Below are 19,552 nucleotides of genomic sequence, written 5' to 3' on the forward strand. Positions count from 1 at the left end.
AGCGGGGGCAATGTCAGAGCTGACCCTCACGGTCATGCGGCTGGGTTTCCTGGCCGTACTGTGGCTGTTCGTGATCGTGGCCGTGCAGGTCATCCGCAGCGACCTGTTCGGTACGCGCGTCACCCAGCGCGGGGCCAGGCGCGAGGCCGCACGGCCGCAGCAAGCCGCGCGGCAGCAGGCCGCGCCCCCGCAGCAGCGTCAGCAGGCGGGCGGCGGCCGCCAGCGCCGTAACGCACCCACCAAGCTGGTCGTGTCCGAGGGCACCCTCACCGGCACGACGGTCGCGCTCCAGGGCCAGACCATCAGCCTGGGCCGGGCGCACGACAGCACGATCGTGCTGGACGACGACTACGCCTCCAGCCGCCATGCCAGGATCTACCCGGACCGCGACGGCCAGTGGATCGTCGAGGACCTGGGTTCCACCAACGGCACATACCTCGACCGGAGCCGGCTGACGACCCCCACGCCGATTCCGCTGGGCGCGCCGATCCGCATCGGCAAGACAGTCATCGAGCTGCGGAAGTAGTACGACAATGAGCGAGCGGAGCGAGCACGCAGCGGCGGCCCCCACCAGGGGCACCGGCGCGCTCCCGACCGGAGGGTGGGCACCGTGCGGATGTACCCGGAGCCGACGGGCGAGGTGCGCATGAGTCTGTCACTGCGCTTTGCCGCCGGATCGCACAAAGGCATGATCCGGGAGGGCAACGAGGACTCCGGATACGCCGGTCCGCGCCTGCTCGCGATCGCCGACGGCATGGGCGGCGCCGCCGCCGGCGAGGTCGCCTCCTCCGAGGCCATCTCCACCATCGTCGCGCTCGACGACGACGTGCCGGGCTCGGACATCCTCACCTCCCTCGGCACCGCCGTGCAGCGGGCCAACGACCAGCTGCGCTCGATGGTCGAGGAGGACCCGCAGCTCGAGGGCATGGGCACGACGCTCACCGCCCTGCTGTGGACCGGCCAGCGCCTCGGCCTCGTCCACGTCGGCGACTCGCGCGCGTACCTGCTGCGCGACGGCGTCCTCACCCAGATCACCCAGGACCACACCTGGGTGCAGCGGCTGGTCGACGAGGGCCGCATCACCGAAGAGGAAGCCACCACCCACCCCCAACGCTCCCTGCTGATGCGGGCGTTGGGCAGCGGTGAGCACGTCGAGCCCGACCTCTCCATCCGTGAAGTCCGCGCCGGCGACCGCTACTTGATCTGCTCCGACGGTCTGTCAGGGGTCGTCTCGCACCAGACCCTGGAAGACACCCTCGCCAGCTACCAGGGCCCGCAGGAGACCGTGCAGGAGCTGATCCAGCTCGCGCTGCGCGGCGGCGGCCCCGACAACATCACGGTCATCATCGCCGACGTACTCGACCTGGACACCGGAGACACCCTCGCCGGGCAGCTCTCCGACACCCCGGTCGTGGTCGGCGCGGTCGCCGAGAACCAGCACCAGCTGCACGACAACGGCATCATGCAGACCCCCGCAGGGCGCGCCTCCGGCCTCGGCCGCCAGGTGCCCGGACAGGGCGGCGGCGAGTTCGGCCCGCCCGGCTCCGGCGACACCACCGGCTACGTCCCGGCGGGCAGCTTCGGCGACTACACCGACGACGACTTCGTCAAGCCCAGCAAGGGCCGCACGTGGGCGAAGAGATCCTTCTACATCGTGCTCGCGCTCGCCGTCGTCGGCGGCGGCCTCTACGGCGGCTGGCGCTGGACGCAGACGCAGTACTACGTCGGCACCCAGGGCGAGCACGTCGCGCTGTACCGGGGCATCAGCCAGGACCTGGCCTGGGTGTCGCTCTCGAAGGTGGAGAAGGACCACCCCGAGATCGAACTCAAGTACCTGCCGCCGTACCAGCAGAAGCAGGTCAAGAACACGATCGCCGAGGGCGGTCTGACCGACGCCCAGTCGAAGATCGGCGAGCTTGCCGTGCAGGCCTCCGCGTGCAAGAAGGAGTCCGAGCGTCAGGCGGCCGAGAGCGAGAACAACTCGAAGACCGGCACGGGCGAGGCGGGCGGCACCACGGGAACCACCAAGACCTCCCTCACGTCCAAGGCAACACCGAGCCCCTCGACCTCACCGACCCCGTCCACATCAGCGACCGCGCCCACCCCCAGCCCCGGCCCCAGCCTCTCGGAGGATGAGCAGAAGGTCGTCTCGCTGTGCGGTAAGCAGTAGGCAAGCCGTGAGAGGCCCTGTCACACGATGAGCAGTACTACCAACACACCGACGCACCATACGTCCACGATCGGCGCGATCGGCGCACCGAGCCGACGCAACACCGAGCTGGCGATGCTGGTGTTCGCCGTCGTCATCCCGGTGTTCGCCTACGCCAACGTGGGCCTGGCCATCGACGACAAGGTGCCGGCCGGTCTGCTGAGCTACGGCCTCGGACTCGGCCTGCTCGCCGGCGTCGGGCATCTCGCCGTACGGAAGTTCGCCCCGTACGCCGACCCGCTGCTGCTGCCCCTGGCCACGCTCCTCAACGGCCTCGGACTCGTCGTCATCTGGCGGCTCGACCAGTCGAAGCTGCTGCAGTCGCTGCCCAACTTCGTCCAGGCCGCGCCCCGCCAGCTGCTGTACACCGCGCTGGGCATCGGCCTGTTCGTCGTCGTGCTGATCTTCCTCAAGGACCACCGCGTCCTGCAGCGCTACACGTACATCTCCATGTTCGGCGCGCTGGTCCTGCTGGTGCTGCCGCTGGTGCCCGGGCTCGGGGCCAACATCTACGGCGCCAAGATCTGGATCCGCATCCCCGGCCTCGGCTCCCTCCAGCCGGGCGAGTTCGCGAAGATCGCCCTCGCCGTCTTCTTCGCCGGCTACCTGATGGTGAAGCGCGACGCCCTGGCCCTGGCCAGCCGCCGCTTCCTCGGCCTGTACCTGCCGCGTGGCCGCGACCTCGGCCCCATCCTGGTCGTCTGGGCGATCTCGATCCTCATCCTGGTCTTCGAGACCGACCTCGGCACCTCGCTGCTGTTCTTCGGAATGTTCGTCATCATGCTGTACGTCGCCACCGAGCGGACCAGCTGGATCGTCTTCGGTCTGCTGATGTCCGCGGCCGGCGCGGTCGGTGTGGCGAGCTTCGAACCGCACGTCCAGCAGCGTGTCCAGGCCTGGCTCGACCCGATGAAGGAATACACGCTCAGCCAGAAGGGCGTGGTCGGCCACTCCGAGCAGTCGATGCAGGCGCTGTGGGCCTTCGGCTCGGGCGGCACCCTCGGCAGCGGCCTCGGCCAGGGACACTCCGACCTGATCCGGTTCGCCGCCAACTCCGACTTCATCCTCGCCACCTTCGGCGAGGAGCTGGGCCTGGCCGGCATCATGGCCATCCTGCTGATCTACGGCCTGATCGTGGAACGCGGCGTACGCACCGCCCTCGCCGCCCGCGACCCGTTCGGCAAGCTGCTCGCCATCGGCCTCTCCGGCGCCTTCGCCCTCCAGGTCTTCGTCGTGGCCGGCGGTGTCATGGGCCTCATCCCGCTGACCGGTATGACCATGCCGTTCCTGGCCTACGGAGGTTCCTCCGTGCTGGCCAACTGGGCACTGATCGGCATCCTCATCAGAATCAGCGACACCGCCCGCCGCCCGGCGCCCGCGCCCGCCAGCAATCCCGACGCCGAAATGACCCAGGTGGTCCGCCCGTCATGAACAAGCCCCTGCGCCGGATCGCGATCTTCTGCGGCCTTCTCGTCCTCGCGCTGCTCGCCCGCGACAACTGGCTCCAGTACGTCAAGGCGGACAGCCTCAAGGAGGACCCGAAGAACCGCCGCGTCACCATCGCGCGCTACTCCACCCCGCGCGGCGACATCATCGTCGACGGCGACCCGATCACCGGCTCCACGAAGACGAGCAAGAGCGGGCTCAACGACCTGGAGTACAAGCGCACTTACAAGGACGGCGCGATGTGGGCGCCCGTCACCGGGTACGCCTCGCAGGCCTTCGGCGCCAACCAGCTGGAGAACATCGAGGACGGCATCCTCTCCGGCACCGACGACCGGCTCTTCTTCCGCAACACCCTCGACATGGTCACGGGCAAGCAGAAGTCCGGCGGCAACGTCGTCACCACGCTCAACGCCGCCGCGCAGAAGGCCGCGTTCGACGGTCTGAAGGCGCAGGGCGGCAAGGGCGCCGTCGCCGCGCTCGACCCGTCCACGGGCAAGATCCTGGCGCTCGCCTCCTACCCGTCGTACGACCCCTCGACCTTCGCCGGCAACTCCACCTCGACGGACTCCAAGGCCTGGACGAAGCTCCAGAAGAAGGTCAACCCCAACGACCCGATGCTCAACCGGGCGCTGCGCGAGACCTACCCGCCGGGCTCCACCTTCAAGGTGGTCACGGCCGCGGCCGCGCTGGAGAACGGGCTGTACACGTCCGCCGACGAGAACACCAAGTCGCCGCTGCCGTACATCATGAAGGGCACCACCACCGAGCTGAAGAACGAGGGCAACATCCCCTGCAAGAACGCGACGATGCGAGTTGCGCTGCGGGTGTCCTGCAACACCGTCTTCGGCAAGATCGGCGCCGACCTCGGCAACGACAAGATGCTGGCCGAGGCGAAGAAGTTCGGCTTCGACTCCGAGCAGTACACACCCGTACGCTCCAGCGCCTCGGTCTTCTCCGAGAACATGAACTCGTCGCAGACCGCGCTGTCCTCGATCGGCCAGTTCAACACCGCCGCGACCCCGCTGCAGATGGCCATGGTCGCCTCCGCGGTCGCCAACGACGGCAAGCTGATGAAGCCGTACATGGTCGACAAGCTCCAGTCGTCGAACCTCGACACGATCGCGCAGACCGACCCCGAGGAGCTGAGCCAGCCCCTGTCGTCGAAGAACGCGCAGATCCTGCAGTCGATGATGGAGACGGTCGTCAAGGAAGGCACCGGTACAAAGGCCCAGATCGGCGGCGTCACCGTCGGCGGCAAGACCGGTACCGCCCAGCACGGCGTCGACAACAGCGAGAACCCGTACGCCTGGTTCCTCTCCTACGCCAAGCTCTCCGACGGCAGCTCCCCGGTCGCCGTCGCCGTGGTCATCGAGGACGACAACGCCAACCGCGACGACATCTCCGGCGGCGGCCTCGCCGCCCCGATCGCGAAGAGCGTGATGGAGGCGGTCATCAACTCCAAGAAGTGACCCCGCTCACGTCCCCTTCACATCGGTGCACGTTGCGATACCGGTCCTGTATCGGGTGACGGGCTTGGCCAGGTCACACAAAGCTAGCCGGGTACGGTAGGCCCGGACGGCAGCCTCCGGCCGCACACACGTGACGGCCGGGACCGACGGAGAGGGCTGGTAGGTAGCTATGGAAGAGCCGCGTCGCCTCGGCGGCCGGTACGAGCTGGGCCAGGTGCTCGGTCGTGGTGGCATGGCGGAGGTCTACCTCGCGCATGACACCCGCCTCGGGCGCCAGGTGGCGGTGAAGACGCTGCGGGCGGACCTCGCACGCGACCCGTCATTCCAGGCCCGGTTCCGCCGGGAGGCCCAGTCGGCCGCCTCGCTCAACCATCCCGCGATCGTCGCGGTCTACGACACGGGCGAGGACTACATCGACGGGGTCTCGATCCCGTACATCGTGATGGAGTACGTAGACGGGTCCACGCTGCGCGAGCTCCTGCACTCCGGCCGCAAGCTGCTGCCGGAGCGCACGCTGGAGATGACCATCGGGATCCTCCAGGCCCTGGAGTACTCGCACCGCAACGGCATCGTCCACCGCGACATCAAGCCGGCCAACGTCATGCTGACGCGCAACGGCCAGGTCAAGGTCATGGACTTCGGCATCGCCCGCGCCATGGGCGACTCCGGCATGACGATGACGCAGACGTCCGCGGTCATCGGCACCGCCCAGTACCTCTCCCCGGAGCAGGCGAAGGGCGAGCAGGTGGACGCCCGCTCCGACCTGTACTCGACGGGCTGCCTGCTGTACGAGCTGCTGACGGTCCGCCCGCCCTTCGTGGGCGACTCACCGGTCGCGGTCGCGTACCAGCATGTCCGTGAGGAGCCGCAGGCCCCGTCGGTCTTCGACCCCGAGATCACGCCGGAGATGGACGCCATCGTCCTGAAGGCACTGGTCAAGGACCCGAACTACCGCTACCAGTCCGCCGACGAGATGCGGGTCGACATCGAGGCCTGCCTCGACGGCCAGCCCGTCGCGGCCACCGCGGCCATGGGGTCGGTCGGCTACGGCGGCTACCCCGACGACCAGCCGACCACGGCCCTGCGCGCCACCGACGGCGGCGCCACCTCGATGCTGCCCCCGATGAACCCGGACGACGGTGGCTACGGCTACGACGACCGGGTGGACCGCCGCCGCCAGAAGAAGTCGAACACGTCGACGATCCTGCTGGTCGTGGCGGGCATTCTGGTGCTGGTGGGCGCGATCCTGATCGGGAAGTGGGCGTTCGGCGGGGGCGGGGGTGTCGGGAACGACACCGTGGCCGTGCCCAACCTCATCAGCCAGAAGGAGAACGACGCCGAGAAGTTGCTGACCAACAGCGACCTCAAGGTCGGGACGGTCACGAAGAAGCCCTGCGAGGAGCAGAGCAAGGGCACCGTCTGCTCCCAGGATCCGGGCAAGGACACCAGCGTCAAGAAGGGCTCGGCCGTCAACCTCGTGGTGTCGACGGGCGCCCCGAAGGTGGGCGTACCGAGCGTCCTCGGCAAGAGCCTGGACGAGGCCAAGCAGATCCTTGAGGGCGACGAGTACAAGTTCGTCGTCAAGACGAAGACGCAGGAGTCCACGGAGGATCCCAACACGGTCCTGGACCAGAACCCGAAGCTCGGCAAGGAAGTCGAGAAGGGCTCCACCGTCACGCTGACCATCGCCAAGGCCGCGGAGACGGTCGCGGTCCCGGACGTCACCGGCCAGAGCTGCGACGACGCCAAGGCCACGCTGCAGTCCAGCGGCCTGACCGGCAACTGCGTCAACACGCCCACCACCGACGACAACCAGGTCGACAAGGTCATCTCGACCACGCCGACGATCGGCACCTCGGTGAAGAAGAACACCGCGGTGCAGCTCAACATCGGCCAGAAGCAGCAGCAGACGGCGGTCCCGAGCGTCACCGGGCAGAGCGTGAAGGACGCCAAGAAGACCCTCCAGCAGGCCGGCTTCAACAACATCCAGTTCGCCAACGGCAGCGACCAGAGCGACAACGCGATCGTGTTGCAGCAAGACCCGCAGGGCAACACCGGAGTCGACGACCCCGGCAACACGACGGTCACCCTCACGACCGTGGGCAGCGGCGGCAACGGCGGTAACAACGGCGGTACCAACTTCTTCGGAGGCGTCACCGGAACCGCGGCCCGCACGGAGGACTGACACCTCTCCAACGGCAACGGACAGAGCCCCGGCCCCCTGCTTCACCCAGGGCGCCGGGGCTCTGACGCGTTACCGAACACCGGTGCTGAACACATGCTCCCGCCTCGATCGTGTCTTCATATGTGACGACTCGTTGATCTGATAGGGCGGGGTCTCAGAGCTCTGCCCTGGCCGCACGGCCACACCACGACCGGAAGGGCAGAACGTGATCAACGAATCGGCGCTACTGGAATCGAAGACCCTGCGCGGCAGCGTCCTGGAGCGCACGGACGTACTCGACAGAGTCAAAGCGCTATCGCTGCTGCCGGACGGGATGCATGTGACGACGGCGATGGTGGCGGCGTACTTTCAAGTGCGCGTCAAAGCCATCCGTTCTCTGGTGATGGACCACCGGGCGGAACTGGAAGCCAACGGCTACCACGTACTGACAGGTACAGAACTGAGCGCCTTTAAGGCGCTCAGTGGGATCCAGTCGCGTACGCCGTCGCTGGCTCTCTTCTCCCGCCGCGCAGTCCTCAACGTCGCCATGCTGCTCCGGGACAGCGAAGTCGCACGTCAGGTGCGTGTGTACCTCCTGGACATGGAGTACCTGGCACGCACACAGCCTGTGAATAACCCCGTTCCCACAGACACCAGTTCCCTCGACGACCGCATCGACCAACGCATCACCCACATCCTCGGCAAGACGGTCGTGCCGATGTTCAACGCCCTGATCGAAACCTCTGGCGAGCATCGCAAGGAGCTGATCGCGCTGCGGACCGGAGTCCAGCGCATCGAGCGGCGGCTCCACCAGCACCACGCCCGGCTGAAGCGGCTCGAAGGCGTGCGGGACGACCGGCCCGCCGTCGGAGTCATGGCCGCCATGGACGCCATGAACGGCAGCGCCTTCGAGCGCCACATCGCCAAACTGCTGAGCCGCGACGGATGCACCAACGTCGTCGTACAGGGCGGTCACGGAGACCGCGGTGTCGACGTCATCGGGCTCACAGCCGACGGGCGTCGCCTCGTCGTCCAGTGCAGGTACGCGCCCTATCTCTCCATCAGCAGCCCCGACATCCAGAAGTTCATCGGGTCGGCGAAGGTTCTCTACAGCGCGGAAGTGGCGCTGTTCGTGGCAACGTGCCCCTTCACCCCGGACGCGCTGCACCTCGCCGCCGAGACCGGGATCACCGCCGTACACCGAGGGGTACTGGAGGAGTGGAGCGCCGGGGAACCTCTGAAGGTCCTGGAGTAACAACAGCGTGGCACTGAAAGGGCCCGAAGCCGCAAAGGATAGTTGCGGCTTCGGGCCCGGCTCATTAAGCGTGACAGCCCGTCACACTAACGCAGTTCCTTCGGCGGCGTCCTCTTGCTGTCCACCTCATCCACCCGAACCAGCTCCCCCCACACCACATACCGATACCGGGACGTGTACACCGGCGTGCACGTGGTCAGGGTGATGTAGTGGCCGGCCTTCTTCTTGCCGGACTCCTTCGGGACCTGCGAGAGGACCTTCACGTTGTACTTCGAGGTTTCGTCGAGGATGTCGTAGACCTTGTAGACGTACCACTTGTCCTTGGTCTCGAAGACGATCGCGTCGCCCTTCTTCACCTTGTCGATGTTGTGGAACTTCGCGCCGTGGCCGTCCCGGTGGGCGGCGAGGGTGAAGTTGCCCTTTTTGCCCGTTGTCGGGAGGGCCGCCTTGATCGGGTCCGTGTAGTAGCCGGCCACACCGTCGTTGAGGACGTTCGTCGACGTGCCCTTCTCGACCAGGACCTCGCCGTTCTTCATGGCGGGCACGTGCAGGAAGCCGATGCCGTTCCTGGTGTTCAACGCGCCCGGGCCCGTGGCCCGATGGGCCCACGTGTCGCGGACCTTGTCGCCCTGCTTGTCCGCCTCGCGGTCGGCGACGACGTTCGTCCACCACAGGGAGTAGACGACGAAAAGGCCCAGCACCAGGCCCGCAGTGATGAGGAGTTCACCGAAGACGCTCACCGCCATGGCGATGCGGCCCATGCCCCGGCGGCGTGCCGATGGCACCGCGGGCACGTCGGTTTCCTCTTGAGTGTCGTCGGTGGTCGCTGCCACGTTCTTTGCCCCTACTCGACGAGCGCATCCGGCTTGCCCTTGCTGCGCGGCCGTTCCTCGACCATCTTGCCCCAGACGATCAACCGGTACTTACTGGTGAACTCCGGAGTACAGGTCGTCAGCGTGATGTACCGTCCCGGCCCCGTGAAACCCGACTGCGGGGGCACCGGACCGATCACACTCGTGTTGCTCGGCGACGTCACCGGCAGCATCGACGTCATCTTGTAGACGAAGTACTTGTCCTGCGTCTCGACGACGACCTCGTCGCCCTTCGTCAGCTTGTTGATGTACCGGAACGGTTCGCCATGCGTGTTCCGGTGGCCCGCGAGCGCGAAGTTACCGGTCTTCGCGGACGGCATCGCCGTCTTCAGCTTGCCCTCGCTGTAATGGCCGACCATGCCCTTGTCGAGCACCTTCTTGTTGCTGACGCCCTCGGCGATCGGCACGACCACGTCCAGCTTGGGGATGTGGAGAATCGCGAAACCCTGGCCGGGCTCGAACTCCCCCGGCGCGCGCTTGCCACTCGCCCAGTCGTTCTGGAGCGTGCTCGTCTCCTTGTCTGCCGCCGCGTGCGCCCGGACGTTCGTCCACCACAGCTGGTAGGTGACGAACAGCAGCATCAGCACGCCGGTGGTGATGAACACCTCACCGATCGCCCGGCTCGCGACGACGCCCGGACTGGCCTTGCGCGCGCGTGCCCGCCGACGGGCCTCCACGCGCGACAGTGGCGCCGCGGCAGCGTCACCCGACGTCTCCTCGGCGGCTTCCGCGGACTCCGAGATCGTACGAGCGCCCCCATGGCGCCCATGACGGCGCTTGGCGGCCTTCCTGCGCGCCGCCCGGCCGCCTTGAGTGGTTCCTGTGGCAGATGCGGCAGTTGAGGCCGCAGACGGCGATATGGAACCGCCCGGCGGCGGCTCCGGTATCCGCAGGGCCACCGTCTCCTCGTCGACGGGCGGCAGATACTGCTCCTCGGCGAGCGGCGCGTACGGCTCCTGGACAGGCGGTACATACGGCTCCTCCACGGGCGCCGCATACCCCCCGTGCTGCCCCGCCGACTCGCCGCTCCACTCCTCGAACGCACCGGCCGCACCCGACGCCTCATACGCACCGGACGCCTCGTACCCCTCGTACGACTCCTGTCCGTACGAGGTGCCGGACTCGCGCTCGGGGCGCAGCGCGGTCACGCCGTGGCCCTGCCCACCACCGGGGCGAGCCCCGCCGACCTCGCCACGGCACCCTGGTCGCCGCACTCCACCAGCCAGTTGGCCAGCATCCGGTGGCCGTGCTCGGTCAGCACCGACTCCGGGTGGAACTGCACGCCCTCGACCGGGAGTTCACGGTGCCTGAGACCCATGATGATCCCGTCGTGCGTCCGCGCGGTGACCTCGAGCTCGGCCGGCACCGTCTCCGGCTCCGCGGCCAGCGAGTGGTAGCGCGTCGCCGTGAAGGGGGTGGGCAGGCCCGCGAAAACACCCTTGCCGCCGTGCTCGACCAAGGACGTCTTGCCGTGCAGCAGCTCCGGCGCACGGTCCACCACACCGCCGTACGCCACCTGCATCGACTGCATACCGAGGCAGACCCCGAAGACCGGGACCGAGGTCGCCGCGCAGTGCCGCACCATCTCGATGCAGACGCCCGCCTCCTCCGGCGTACCCGGACCCGGCGACAGCAGCACACCGTCGAAGCCGTCCTGGGCGTGCGCCGTCGACACCTCGTCGTTGCGCAGCACCTCGCACTCGGCGCCCAGCTGGTACAGGTACTGCACGAGGTTGAAGACGAAGCTGTCGTAGTTGTCGACGACGAGAATCCGCGCACTCACTGGTTGTCCACCGTCACATCGTTGAAGGGCAGCAGCGGTTCGGCCCACGGGAAGACGTACTGGAACAGGACGTAGACCACGGCCAGCGCCAAAAGGAGTGAAATCAGCGCCTTCACCCACACGTTGCCCGGCAGATGCCGCCAGATCCAGCCGTACATGCCGTCCCTTCCGTTCCACCACGGCACCAGACTCACGCCGTACCCGTACCAGACTAACGGCGCAGAGCCGCAGGTTTCCCGGCCTCCACAGGCTGTGTGGAATCCAGGTGCGCCCACACGATCAACCGGTGACTGTGCCCCCACTCGGGATCACAGGTGGTCAGCGTCAGATAACGGCCCTCCCGCGTATACCCCGACTTACGTGGCACAGGGTCGATCACCTCAACGTCCGTCGGCACGGTTTTGTAGGGCCCTTTGTCGATCCGATACGTGAACCAGGTGGTCCCGTCGGTCAGCACCACCGCATCGCCCGGCCGCAGCTTCGGGAAGTCCACGAGCGGATCGCCGTACGTACGCCGGTGGCCGGCGACCGCGAAGTTGCCCTCCTGGCCGAGCTGGGTGGTGTTCGCGTAGTGACCGAGCCCCTTCTTCAGAGTGCTCACCGCGGTGTTCTCGAGCACGGGCTTGTTCCACGTGAAACCGAGCCGCGGGATGTACATGATCGCGAAGGGCTTGCCCGCGACATACGGCGCCGGCTTCCTCGGACTGGCCGAGGTGCCCGGCTGGGCACTCGCCGTGGGGTGCACCGTCTGCTTCGCCCACTGGTCCTGCAGGACATCGATCTGGTGGTTCATCGCGCCGTCCGCCCGCACACCGGTCCAGAACAGCACATAGGCGACGAAGAGGACGATCAACGTGCCCACGGTGATACAGAGTTCACTGACGGTCCTGACGACGACGCGCACCGGCAGCTCCCGAAACGGCTCAGTTCACTCCACGGGCTGGGCGTAGTGCAGATCCACTGTGCCCGAGTAGCCGGGCAGAGTCACCGTCCCGTCCTCGGTGACTTTCCAGCCGAGGCCGTAGACATTCACGTACACCATGTAGTTCTGGATCGCCTTCGAGGCCGACAGCGCCTGGTTCAGCTTGTCGGGGTCCCCGACCGCCGTGATCTTGTACGGCGGTGAGTAGACGCGGCCCTGAAGGATCAGCGTGTTGCCCACGCAGCGCACGGCACTGGTGGAGATCAGCCGCTGGTCCATCACCTTGATGCCCTTGGCCCCGCCCAGCCACAGGGCGTTCACCACGGCCTGCAGGTCCTGCTGGTGGATGACCAGGTAGTCGGGCTGCGGCTCGGGATAGCCGGGAAGCTTCGCGGTGGCGTCCGGCGGGGCGTCATTGAGCGTGACGGTGATCGCCTCGCCCTTCAGCTTCTGCGTGCCCGCGCTCTTCTCCAGGCCCGCGAGCTTCTCGTCCTCCGCCTTGGAGCTGCCGTCGTCGCGCTCGGCGAAGGACTCGACGTCCTTGCGCAGGGAGCCGTTGGACTCGTCCAGCTCGCCGTTCTTGCGGCTGCGCTCCTGGATGAGGTCGGAAAGTTTCAGCAAGGACGTGTCCGTGCGGATATTGGTGCCCTTGGCCGTATTGAAACTGGTGAAGAAAATGAGCCCCGCGAGAGCGAAGACGGCCACCGTGAGCACCCGGACTGGCCGGAAACCCCGCCTGCGGTCAGGGCTGGATCCGGCCTGGGGGGAGTCGGCAGAATTGCTCAACGTACCCTTATCTCCTTCGGCGCCGCGGAAGCACTACGCTAACGGACGCCCGGGGGAGCGCTAAGAGTCCCCTTGTACGCTGCCCCGGAGCCCGCCACAGTTCCCTGCGCGGCCACGCAGCGCATCGACAGGAGAGACCCTCGTGCCGAAGTCACGTATCCGCAAGAAGGCCGACTACACGCCGCCGCCGGCGAAGCAGGCGACCAGCATCAAGCTGAACAGCCGCGCATGGGTCGCGCCCGTGATGCTGGCCATGTTCCTCATCGGGCTCGCCTGGATCGTCGTCTTCTACGTCACCGACGGCTCACTGCCCATCGACCAGCTGGACAACTGGAACATCGTGGTGGGCTTCGGCTTCATCGCCGCCGGATTCGGTGTCTCCACGCAGTGGAAGTAAGCCCCACGTAGGAGCAACGCCCTGGTGAACACAGCTCTGCCCAGGGCTATGCGCTGAGTTATCCACAGCCCGAAGAAATATCCACAGAAGCCCTGGGGATAAAGAACGACGATCTGTGGATAACCAGTCGGGTGTTGACGCCGATACGACTGTCACACGCACCTTCGCAAGCTTGTTCGCCCCCTGCCTGACCTGCAGAAACACGGGTCAGTGACAGGGGGCACAGCTGTTCCCGCACGCCATGCACAAGATTCGCCACCCGCTGTGGACAAACGGGCACGTCAGGTGAGCTGAGCCGTCCTGAGCAGCGTCATGACCACCACGACGACGAGGAACAGGGCGCACGTGCCGTACTGGACGAGGGCACGGTGCTTGCGCGGGGCGTGCACCATCGCGTAGCCGGTGATCACGCCGGCGACGAGGCCGCCGATGTGGGCCTGCCAGGCGATGTTGGGCCAGCCGAAGGTGAAGATCAGGTTGATCACCAGCAGGGCGATGACCGGGCGCATGTCGTAGTTGAGCCGGCGCATCAGGACGGCGGTCGCGCCGAAGAGGCCGAAGATCGCGCCGGAGGCGCCGAGCGAGGGCTGGTTGGGAGCGGCGATCAGATAGGTCAGGGCGCTGCCGGCCAGCCCGGAGACGAAGTAGAGGGCGAGGTAGCGGGCGCGGCCGAGGGCTGCCTCGAGCGGGCCGCCGATCCACCAGAGGCTGAGCATGTTGAACAGGATGTGGATGTAGCTGCCGTGCAGGAACATCGCGCTCAGCAGGCGGTACCACTGGCCGTGCGCGATTCCTTCGACGGAGCCGAGCAGGGGGACGTAGGCCTCGCCGAGGAGCTCGAACCGCTCGGTGAAGCGGTCGCCGACGGAGAGCTGGACCAGGAAGAGCGCGAGGTTGATACCGACCAACAGTTTGGTGACCAGTCGCGGGTCGGCGGCGATCGATCCGCCGGCGAGGGTGCGGGGCCGGCTCGCGGCAGGAGCGTGTCCTGTGCCGGAGTCGCCGCGGGCGCATTCGGGGCACTGGAAGCCGACCGAGGCGTTGACCATGCACTCGGGGCAGATCGGGCGCTCGCAGCGGGCGCAGCGGATGCCGGTCTCGCGATCGGGGTGGCGGTAGCAGCCGGGCAGGCTCTGGGCAGGCTGAGGTCCCTGGTCGTCCGGGCCCTTCGGACTGCCTGGCGCCTGGTCCATGAGATCCCCTAGGTCGTCGTACGAGCGCCGTGCACAAATGCACCGCCCCGCCCATCTTTACGGATGGGCGGGGCGTTTGGTTCCTGCTGTGCGGGGACTCAGCCCTCGCGGGTCTCGACGACGACCGACTCGATGACGACGTCGTTGAGCGGGCGGTCGGTGCGCGGGTTGGTCGGGGTGATGATGATGGCGTCGATCACCTTCTGGCTGGCGGCGTCGGTGACCTCGCCGAAGATGGTGTGCTTGCGGTTCAGCCACGTCGTGGGGGCGACGGTGATGAAGAACTGCGAGCCGTTGGTGCCCGGTCCGGCGTTGGCCATGGCCAGCAGGTAGGGCTTGTTGAAGGAGAGGTCGGGGTGGAACTCGTCCTCGAACTGGTAGCCGGGGCCGCCGGTGCCGTTGCCGAGCGGGTCTCCGCCCTGGATCATGAATCCGCTGATCACCCGGTGGAAGACCGTGCCGTCGTAGAGCCTGTCCGTGGACTTCTGGCCCGTCTCGGGGTTGACCCACTCACGCTGGCCCGTGGCGAGCTCGACGAAGTTGCGGACCGTCTTGGGCGTGTGGTTCGGCAGCAGCCGGACTTCGATGTCGCCGTTGTTGGTCTTCAGGGTGGCGTAAAGCTGCTCGGCCACGATCTGCCTTCCGTTGTCTTTCTGTGACCCCCTGATCCTCGCACGGTCCGCTTCGTGCGTCGCCGGGCGCATGCCTATGGGTGCGCATCGGGGGAACTCGCTTGGAGAAAACCGGTCGAGTACGTCCGGGCCGGGGGCGCTCGACAGCGATCCGTGGCATTGTCGACGACAAGCGCCTGTTGCCCCGTATTCATCCTCTATTGGACTTGATCGGCTCTTGGTCAGATCTTGATCGGAGATGGTCCGGAGTCGGTATGCATGACCCGGATGCCCGCCCTCACATGCCCCGAGGTCTGTTGGCAGGCATGATCCGTAAAAGGGTGGAAAGTCGAAATACCGTACGCCACCGAGGAGGAGGAACCCGTGACCCGCATCGACAGCGTGCGCGCCGCGACCGGTTCGGCGAAGGACAGCGTGCTGCACGCCGCGGAAGTGGTGGCGCCCTACGCCGACACGGCCAAGGACAGGGCCGCGCACTACGCACACGAGGCACGCGTACGGCTCGCGCCGAAGGTGTCGCAGGCCGCCGATCAGGCCCGCGTCCAGTACGACGCCCATGTAGCGCCGCGCCTGGAGCAGGCCCTGACGCATGTGCCGCCGAAGGTCGACCAGGCCGCCCATGAGGCCGCCGTCCGTACCCGGGAGGCTGCTCGGCAGGCCGCCGACTATTCCCGGCCGAGGCTGGAGCAGGCGGTGGCCGCGGCCGGACCCGTCAGGGACGAGGCCACCGCCCGCGGTGTCGCCGCGCTGGCCGCGCTGCGCGGTCAGGTCTCGCCGAAGGAAATCGAGAAACTGGTCCGCAAGCACGAGCGGCGCGCGCGGGCCGGCCGTGCCGCGAAGGTGCTGCTGGTGGTCGGTGCTCTCGCGGGCGGTGCCTTCGCCGCCTGGAAGTGGTGGGACAAGCAGGCCAACCCGGACTGGCTGGTCGAGCCGCCTGCCGCGACGGAGGTTCCGGAGTCGAGTCGGCTGACGTCGGTGGACGGCAGCGGTCAGTCGGTACTGGACCCGGAGGTGCAGGCCAAGCAGGCCGAGGAGGAGGCCGCGCAGCGCGACGACGGCCGGTGACGTCGCGTGGGCCGAACTGCGCCGTGGGGCGGGAGACTTGAGGGTCTCCCGCCCCACGGCTGTGTTTCACGTGAAACAACGCGGACGAACGTTCCCCGGGGAGCGGCTTCTGCCTCTGCTTCTGCCGTACGGCAGCGGATCACGTGCCGTCGTTCGTGGAGGGCGTCCGCGGCGCGAGTGAGTCCCGGTACCACGCGGCCGCCTCGTCCAGTCGGGTCCGGTGCCCCGGTCCGGGCAGGCAGTCGGTGCGGGACCAGAGGGCGGAGCGGTACCAGCGGTCCTCGGCGAGCAGGCCTGCCTGGTGTGCGCTGACTCTTCCGGGCGTTTCGCGCAGGCGGGCGAGGTAGTCGTCGAGGGCGAGGCCGTCTGTGGGGACGGGCAGTCCGAGTGTGTCGCCGAGCAGGGTGACGAACTCGCGCAGGGTGAGCGCGTGCGGATGGGCGGCGTGGTGGGCGGTGCCGGGCGGGACGCGTCCGGGTGTCCGGGCGACGGTGGCGAGCAGCCGGGCCAGGTCGTCGACCGCCACCAGCGACAGCCGGGCGCGGCCGTCCTCCGGCAACGCCGGTACGCGCCGCAGGAGTTCGGCGATGGCGGGCACCACCCACACGTCCCCGGCTCCGTACACGAGTGGTGGCCTGAGCACGGTGCCGCCGGTGGCGAGCACGGCCTGCTCGGCCTGGAGTCGGGTGCGGCTGGTGGCCGAGGCGGGCGCGGGAGCGAGTTCGTGTTCGGTGAGATCGCGGTGCGGTCCGGCGCCGTAGACGGCGGTGGTGCTGACCAGGACGGTCCGGTGGACTCCGGCGCGTTCCGCCTCGGTGAGCAGGGCACGGGTGCCGTGGACGTTGACCGCCCGGCACCTCTCCTCGTCGGTCCCGATGTACGAGGCGCAGTGGAGCACGGTGTGGATGCCGTGGCAGGCACCCCGCAGGGAGGCCGGGTCGGTGAGGTCGCCCGTGACGTACTCGACACCGGGCACTGCGACGGATGCCGCCGGCGCCTGCCTGACGATTGCCTTCAGCGTGCCGGACCTCGGCTGCCGGTGGTCGGCCAGTGCGCGCAGCGTCGCCGAGCCTATGAATCCGGTGCCTCCGACGACCAGGATCGCGCCGGTCATGATGGGGTGCCGGCGATGTTGTACCGGTGTCCCGTGGTCAGTTGGGCGGGGCGGGGCGGGCGCTGTCTACTGCGGGCCACGGGGGGCGGGCTGGTCGCCGAGGCGCCGCCGTATCCGACGCGGGGCTTTCCACGGTGAAGGTCCACCCCCAGATGGAATGCCGACAGTCGTCTGCCGCGCAAGCGGGCCCGTGGACCGGCTCGACTCCACCACCGACCATGTGGCTCTGGCGTCGACCGGGACAAAAACAGACCGAGCGGTCCCTTTTGCTTCGAGAAACTGTGGCGCGCGCCATGTGCACCGCATCATTCGCAGGCAGAGCTGGGCGTCAGTCCAAGGCATCAATCCGCTCACGTTCACCAAGGGTGATCTACGGAAACAGACCGGGTGGTTGGGTAGGGTGGGCAAAGAACGTACGCCTCGGAGGGAAAGACATGGCCAAACAGGCTCGCGCGCTGCAGACCCGGCGCTCGATCGTGGAAGCCGCGGCGAGCGTGTTCGCCGAGTACGGCTACGAACGCGCGGCCACCTCGGAGATCCTGCGCCGGGCGAACGTCACCAAGGGTGCGATGTACTTCCACTTCCCCTCGAAGGAGTCGCTCGCCCAGGCGATCATGGATGAGCAGACCGGCCTGGTGAACGTGGAGCTCCGGCTCTCGCCCTTGCAGTCGATCATCGAGATCACGCATCAGTTCGCCCATGTGCTGCGCCACGACGCCCTCGCCAGGGCGGGGACGCGGCTGTCCATAGAGGGCGTGTTCTTCAACGGCACGCACCCGTGGGGCGATTGGTTCGACCTCACCACGCGGCTGCTGACCGAGGGGCAGGAGCAGGGCGAGGTGCTCCCCCAGGTCGTGCCCAGGGAGACCGCAGAGTTCATCGTCGCCACCTTCACCGGCGTCCAGCTGGTGTCCGAGGCCGTCAACCGGCGGGCCGACCTGCGTGGACGCGTCGCCGTGATGTGGCGTCACATCCTGCCGTCCATCGCTCATCCGGCCGCCATCGCCCGCCTGCGCCCGGAGGGCGTGACCGACCCGGCGGCCACGACTGCGCGAGACGGCGCCCATGGCGACGCCGGGGCCGAGACCGAGGCCGAAGCCGAGATCGGCGCCCGCACCGGCTGAGGCACCTTTCCGCTCCGGGCGGCGAGAGTGCCGAGCGCACCGCGCACCTCGGGGACGCGGTCGTCCAGCAGCACCGGGAGGATCGGCGGTCCCGCCGCGACCTCCAGGATCACGGCCGCAGGCGTCGAGAGGCCGGGCCACTCACCGAGCCGCGGCAACCAAAAAAGCCCCTCCGACCTGCGTTTCCGCAGTTCGAAGGGGCTTTCTGCTGTGGAGCCTAGGGGAGTCGAACCCCTGACATCTGCCATGCAAAGACAGCGCTCTACCAACTGAGCTAAGGCCCCGGAAGGTGGACGTCCCCCGGAAAACCGCCTACCGGTGGGTGCCGCAGACCAGAGTACCGGGTCACCCCCGGGATCTCGCAAAAAGATTGGGGGTCCCCGTGAACGACCACTCTCCGTAAGATGCTCGGCGTGGTTCGCTACAGCGAACCACAGTACTTGGGGAAGCGATGGGGAGACGCAATGGACGCCGCACAGCAGGAAGCCACCGCAAGAGCGCGGGAACTGCAGCGGAACTGGTATGGGGAGCCGCTGGGGGCGCTCTTCCGCAAGCTCATAGAAGACCTCGGTCTCAACCAGGCCCGTCTGGCGGGGGTGCTGGGCCTGTCCGCTCCGATGCTGTCACAGCTGATGAGCGGCCAGCGGGCGAAGATCGGCAACCCGGCTGTCGTACAGCGGGTGCAGCTGCTGCAGGACCTGGCGGGGCAGGTCGCTGACGGCAGTGTGAGCGCGGCCGAGGCCACCGAGCGCATGGAAGAGATCAAGAAGTCGCAGGGGGGTTCGGTGCTCAGCAACACCACGACCACGACGAGCAGTTCGGGCGCGCCCACGGTCAAGCGGGTGGTCCGCGAGATCCAGTCGCTGCTGCGCTCGGTGGCCGCCGCGGGTGACATCATCGACGCCGCCGACACCCTCGCCGCCAGCCATCCGGAACTGGCAGAGTTTCTCCGGGTGTACGGCGCCGGCCGCACCTCGGACGCGGTCACGCACTACCAGTCCCACCAGAACTGAACCTGCGGCCCGGTCGCCGAAGGGGGTTCGGCAGCCGGGCCGACGGCCGAGGAGGGGCGCTGGGGCTCGTATCACTCATCACACTCGTCGAGGAACGGCGTAAGGGGG

At 67.8% G+C, this 19,552-nt stretch carries 19 protein-coding genes and 1 tRNA gene; 10 read left to right on the top strand and 10 right to left on the bottom strand.

Annotated elements, in window-relative coordinates:
* The first annotated feature begins 10 nt into the window (after positions 1-10).
* From OG303_RS25080 to OG303_RS25105, 6 genes are all read left to right on the top strand, one after another.
* On the top strand, positions 11-526 hold the full coding sequence (locus tag OG303_RS25080; protein ID WP_405871045.1) for an FHA domain-containing protein: 516 nt from the start codon (positions 11-13) through the stop codon (positions 524-526).
* Positions 527-616: 90 nt separating this feature from the next.
* The gene (locus OG303_RS25085; RefSeq protein WP_405877472.1) at positions 617-2,170 is read left to right on the top strand and encodes a Stp1/IreP family PP2C-type Ser/Thr phosphatase; all 1,554 of its coding nucleotides are present in this window, start codon (positions 617-619) and stop codon (positions 2,168-2,170) included.
* 27 nt (positions 2,171-2,197) lie between these two features.
* Positions 2,198-3,640: an FtsW/RodA/SpoVE family cell cycle protein gene (locus OG303_RS25090; RefSeq protein WP_405871046.1), complete on the top strand. Its 1,443-nt coding sequence runs from the start codon at positions 2,198-2,200 to the stop codon at positions 3,638-3,640.
* A complete protein-coding gene (locus OG303_RS25095; protein WP_405871048.1) occupies positions 3,637-5,124 on the top strand; it encodes a penicillin-binding transpeptidase domain-containing protein in 1,488 nt (495 codons plus the stop codon). Before OG303_RS25090 ends, OG303_RS25095 begins: the two co-directional genes overlap by 4 nt.
* Before the next feature lie 169 nt (positions 5,125-5,293).
* A complete protein-coding gene (gene pknB, locus OG303_RS25100) occupies positions 5,294-7,309 on the top strand; it encodes a Stk1 family PASTA domain-containing Ser/Thr kinase (protein WP_405871050.1) in 2,016 nt (671 codons plus the stop codon).
* Between the two features lie 205 nt (positions 7,310-7,514).
* Positions 7,515-8,543 (top strand): restriction endonuclease, encoded by a 1,029-nt coding sequence (locus tag OG303_RS25105; protein WP_405871052.1) that lies wholly within the window; start codon positions 7,515-7,517, stop codon positions 8,541-8,543.
* 86 nt (positions 8,544-8,629) lie between these two features.
* Here the strand turns inward: OG303_RS25105 and OG303_RS25110 are convergent, their stop codons facing one another.
* From OG303_RS25110 to OG303_RS25135, 6 genes are read right to left on the bottom strand one after another with little or no spacing between them, the layout of a single operon-like run.
* The gene (locus OG303_RS25110; protein ID WP_405871054.1) at positions 8,630-9,376 is read right to left on the bottom strand and encodes a class E sortase; all 747 of its coding nucleotides are present in this window, start codon (positions 9,374-9,376) and stop codon (positions 8,630-8,632) included.
* 11 nt (positions 9,377-9,387) lie between these two features.
* Entirely contained in the window at positions 9,388-10,563 is a 1,176-nt protein-coding gene (locus OG303_RS25115; RefSeq protein ID WP_405871056.1) for a class E sortase, read from the bottom strand.
* Positions 10,560-11,198 (bottom strand): aminodeoxychorismate/anthranilate synthase component II, encoded by a 639-nt coding sequence (locus OG303_RS25120; RefSeq protein WP_405871058.1) that lies wholly within the window; start codon positions 11,196-11,198, stop codon positions 10,560-10,562. The genes OG303_RS25115 and OG303_RS25120 overlap by 4 nt, the downstream gene beginning before the upstream one ends.
* Entirely contained in the window at positions 11,195-11,392 is a 198-nt protein-coding gene (locus OG303_RS25125) for a hypothetical protein (protein ID WP_405877903.1), read from the bottom strand. Before OG303_RS25125 ends, OG303_RS25120 begins: the two co-directional genes overlap by 4 nt.
* A gap of 17 nt (positions 11,393-11,409) precedes the next feature.
* Positions 11,410-12,102 carry a class E sortase gene (locus tag OG303_RS25130; RefSeq protein ID WP_405871060.1) on the bottom strand — a complete coding sequence of 231 codons (693 nt, stop codon included), beginning with the start codon at positions 12,100-12,102 and terminating at the stop codon, positions 11,410-11,412.
* 24 nt (positions 12,103-12,126) lie between these two features.
* Complete coding sequence (locus tag OG303_RS25135; RefSeq protein ID WP_405871062.1) at positions 12,127-12,906, bottom strand: DUF881 domain-containing protein; 780 nt, start codon at positions 12,904-12,906, stop codon at positions 12,127-12,129.
* A 142-nt stretch (positions 12,907-13,048) separates the two neighbouring features.
* On the opposite strand from OG303_RS25135, the gene crgA reads away from it, so the two are divergent.
* Positions 13,049-13,303 carry a cell division protein CrgA gene (crgA, locus tag OG303_RS25140; protein ID WP_266682434.1) on the top strand — a complete coding sequence of 85 codons (255 nt, stop codon included), beginning with the start codon at positions 13,049-13,051 and terminating at the stop codon, positions 13,301-13,303.
* Between the two features lie 281 nt (positions 13,304-13,584).
* Here the strand turns inward: crgA and OG303_RS25145 are convergent, their stop codons facing one another.
* Positions 13,585-14,496, bottom strand: coding sequence for a rhomboid family intramembrane serine protease (locus OG303_RS25145; RefSeq protein WP_405871064.1), 912 nt, complete (start codon positions 14,494-14,496; stop codon positions 13,585-13,587).
* 98 nt (positions 14,497-14,594) lie between these two features.
* The gene (locus tag OG303_RS25150) at positions 14,595-15,128 is read right to left on the bottom strand and encodes a peptidylprolyl isomerase (RefSeq protein WP_405871066.1); all 534 of its coding nucleotides are present in this window, start codon (positions 15,126-15,128) and stop codon (positions 14,595-14,597) included.
* A gap of 363 nt (positions 15,129-15,491) precedes the next feature.
* Here OG303_RS25150 and OG303_RS25155 point away from each other — a divergent pair, with 363 nt between their 5' ends.
* Positions 15,492-16,193, top strand: a complete 702-nt coding sequence (locus OG303_RS25155) for a DUF5324 family protein (RefSeq protein ID WP_405871067.1) — start codon at positions 15,492-15,494, stop codon at positions 16,191-16,193.
* Positions 16,194-16,332: 139 nt separating this feature from the next.
* Here the strand turns inward: OG303_RS25155 and OG303_RS25160 are convergent, their stop codons facing one another.
* Positions 16,333-17,307 carry an NAD-dependent epimerase/dehydratase family protein gene (locus tag OG303_RS25160; protein WP_405871069.1) on the bottom strand — a complete coding sequence of 325 codons (975 nt, stop codon included), beginning with the start codon at positions 17,305-17,307 and terminating at the stop codon, positions 16,333-16,335.
* Positions 17,308-17,741: 434 nt separating this feature from the next.
* Here OG303_RS25160 and OG303_RS25165 point away from each other — a divergent pair, with 434 nt between their 5' ends.
* The gene (locus OG303_RS25165) at positions 17,742-18,431 is read left to right on the top strand and encodes a ScbR family autoregulator-binding transcription factor (protein ID WP_405871071.1); all 690 of its coding nucleotides are present in this window, start codon (positions 17,742-17,744) and stop codon (positions 18,429-18,431) included.
* A gap of 211 nt (positions 18,432-18,642) precedes the next feature.
* Here OG303_RS25165 and OG303_RS25170 read toward each other — a convergent pair.
* A tRNA-Ala gene (locus tag OG303_RS25170) sits at positions 18,643-18,715 on the bottom strand.
* Positions 18,716-18,895: 180 nt separating this feature from the next.
* Here OG303_RS25170 and OG303_RS25175 point away from each other — a divergent pair.
* Entirely contained in the window at positions 18,896-19,444 is a 549-nt protein-coding gene (locus OG303_RS25175) for a helix-turn-helix domain-containing protein (protein ID WP_405871073.1), read from the top strand.
* The last annotated feature ends 108 nt before the right edge of the window (positions 19,445-19,552 follow it).

Source organism: Streptomyces sp. NBC_00005, from assembly GCF_045160215.1.
Taxonomy (GTDB): domain Bacteria; phylum Actinomycetota; class Actinomycetes; order Streptomycetales; family Streptomycetaceae; genus Streptomyces.

Bases quoted from the DNA above. Each gene is read 5' to 3' on its own strand.
- OG303_RS25080 (WP_405871045.1), top strand. From the start codon at position 11: ATGTCAGAGCTGACCCTCACGGTCATGCGGCTGGGTTTCCTGGCCGTA.
- OG303_RS25085 (WP_405877472.1), top strand. From the start codon at position 617: ATGTACCCGGAGCCGACGGGCGAGGTGCGCATGAGTCTGTCACTGCGC.
- OG303_RS25090 (WP_405871046.1), top strand. From the start codon at position 2,198: ATGAGCAGTACTACCAACACACCGACGCACCATACGTCCACGATCGGC.
- OG303_RS25095 (WP_405871048.1), top strand. From the start codon at position 3,637: ATGAACAAGCCCCTGCGCCGGATCGCGATCTTCTGCGGCCTTCTCGTC.
- pknB (WP_405871050.1), top strand. From the start codon at position 5,294: ATGGAAGAGCCGCGTCGCCTCGGCGGCCGGTACGAGCTGGGCCAGGTG.
- OG303_RS25145 (WP_405871064.1), bottom strand. From the start codon at position 14,496: ATGGACCAGGCGCCAGGCAGTCCGAAGGGCCCGGACGACCAGGGACCT.
- OG303_RS25160 (WP_405871069.1), bottom strand. From the start codon at position 17,307: ATGACCGGCGCGATCCTGGTCGTCGGAGGCACCGGATTCATAGGCTCG.
- OG303_RS25165 (WP_405871071.1), top strand. From the start codon at position 17,742: ATGGCCAAACAGGCTCGCGCGCTGCAGACCCGGCGCTCGATCGTGGAA.
- OG303_RS25175 (WP_405871073.1), top strand. From the start codon at position 18,896: ATGGACGCCGCACAGCAGGAAGCCACCGCAAGAGCGCGGGAACTGCAG.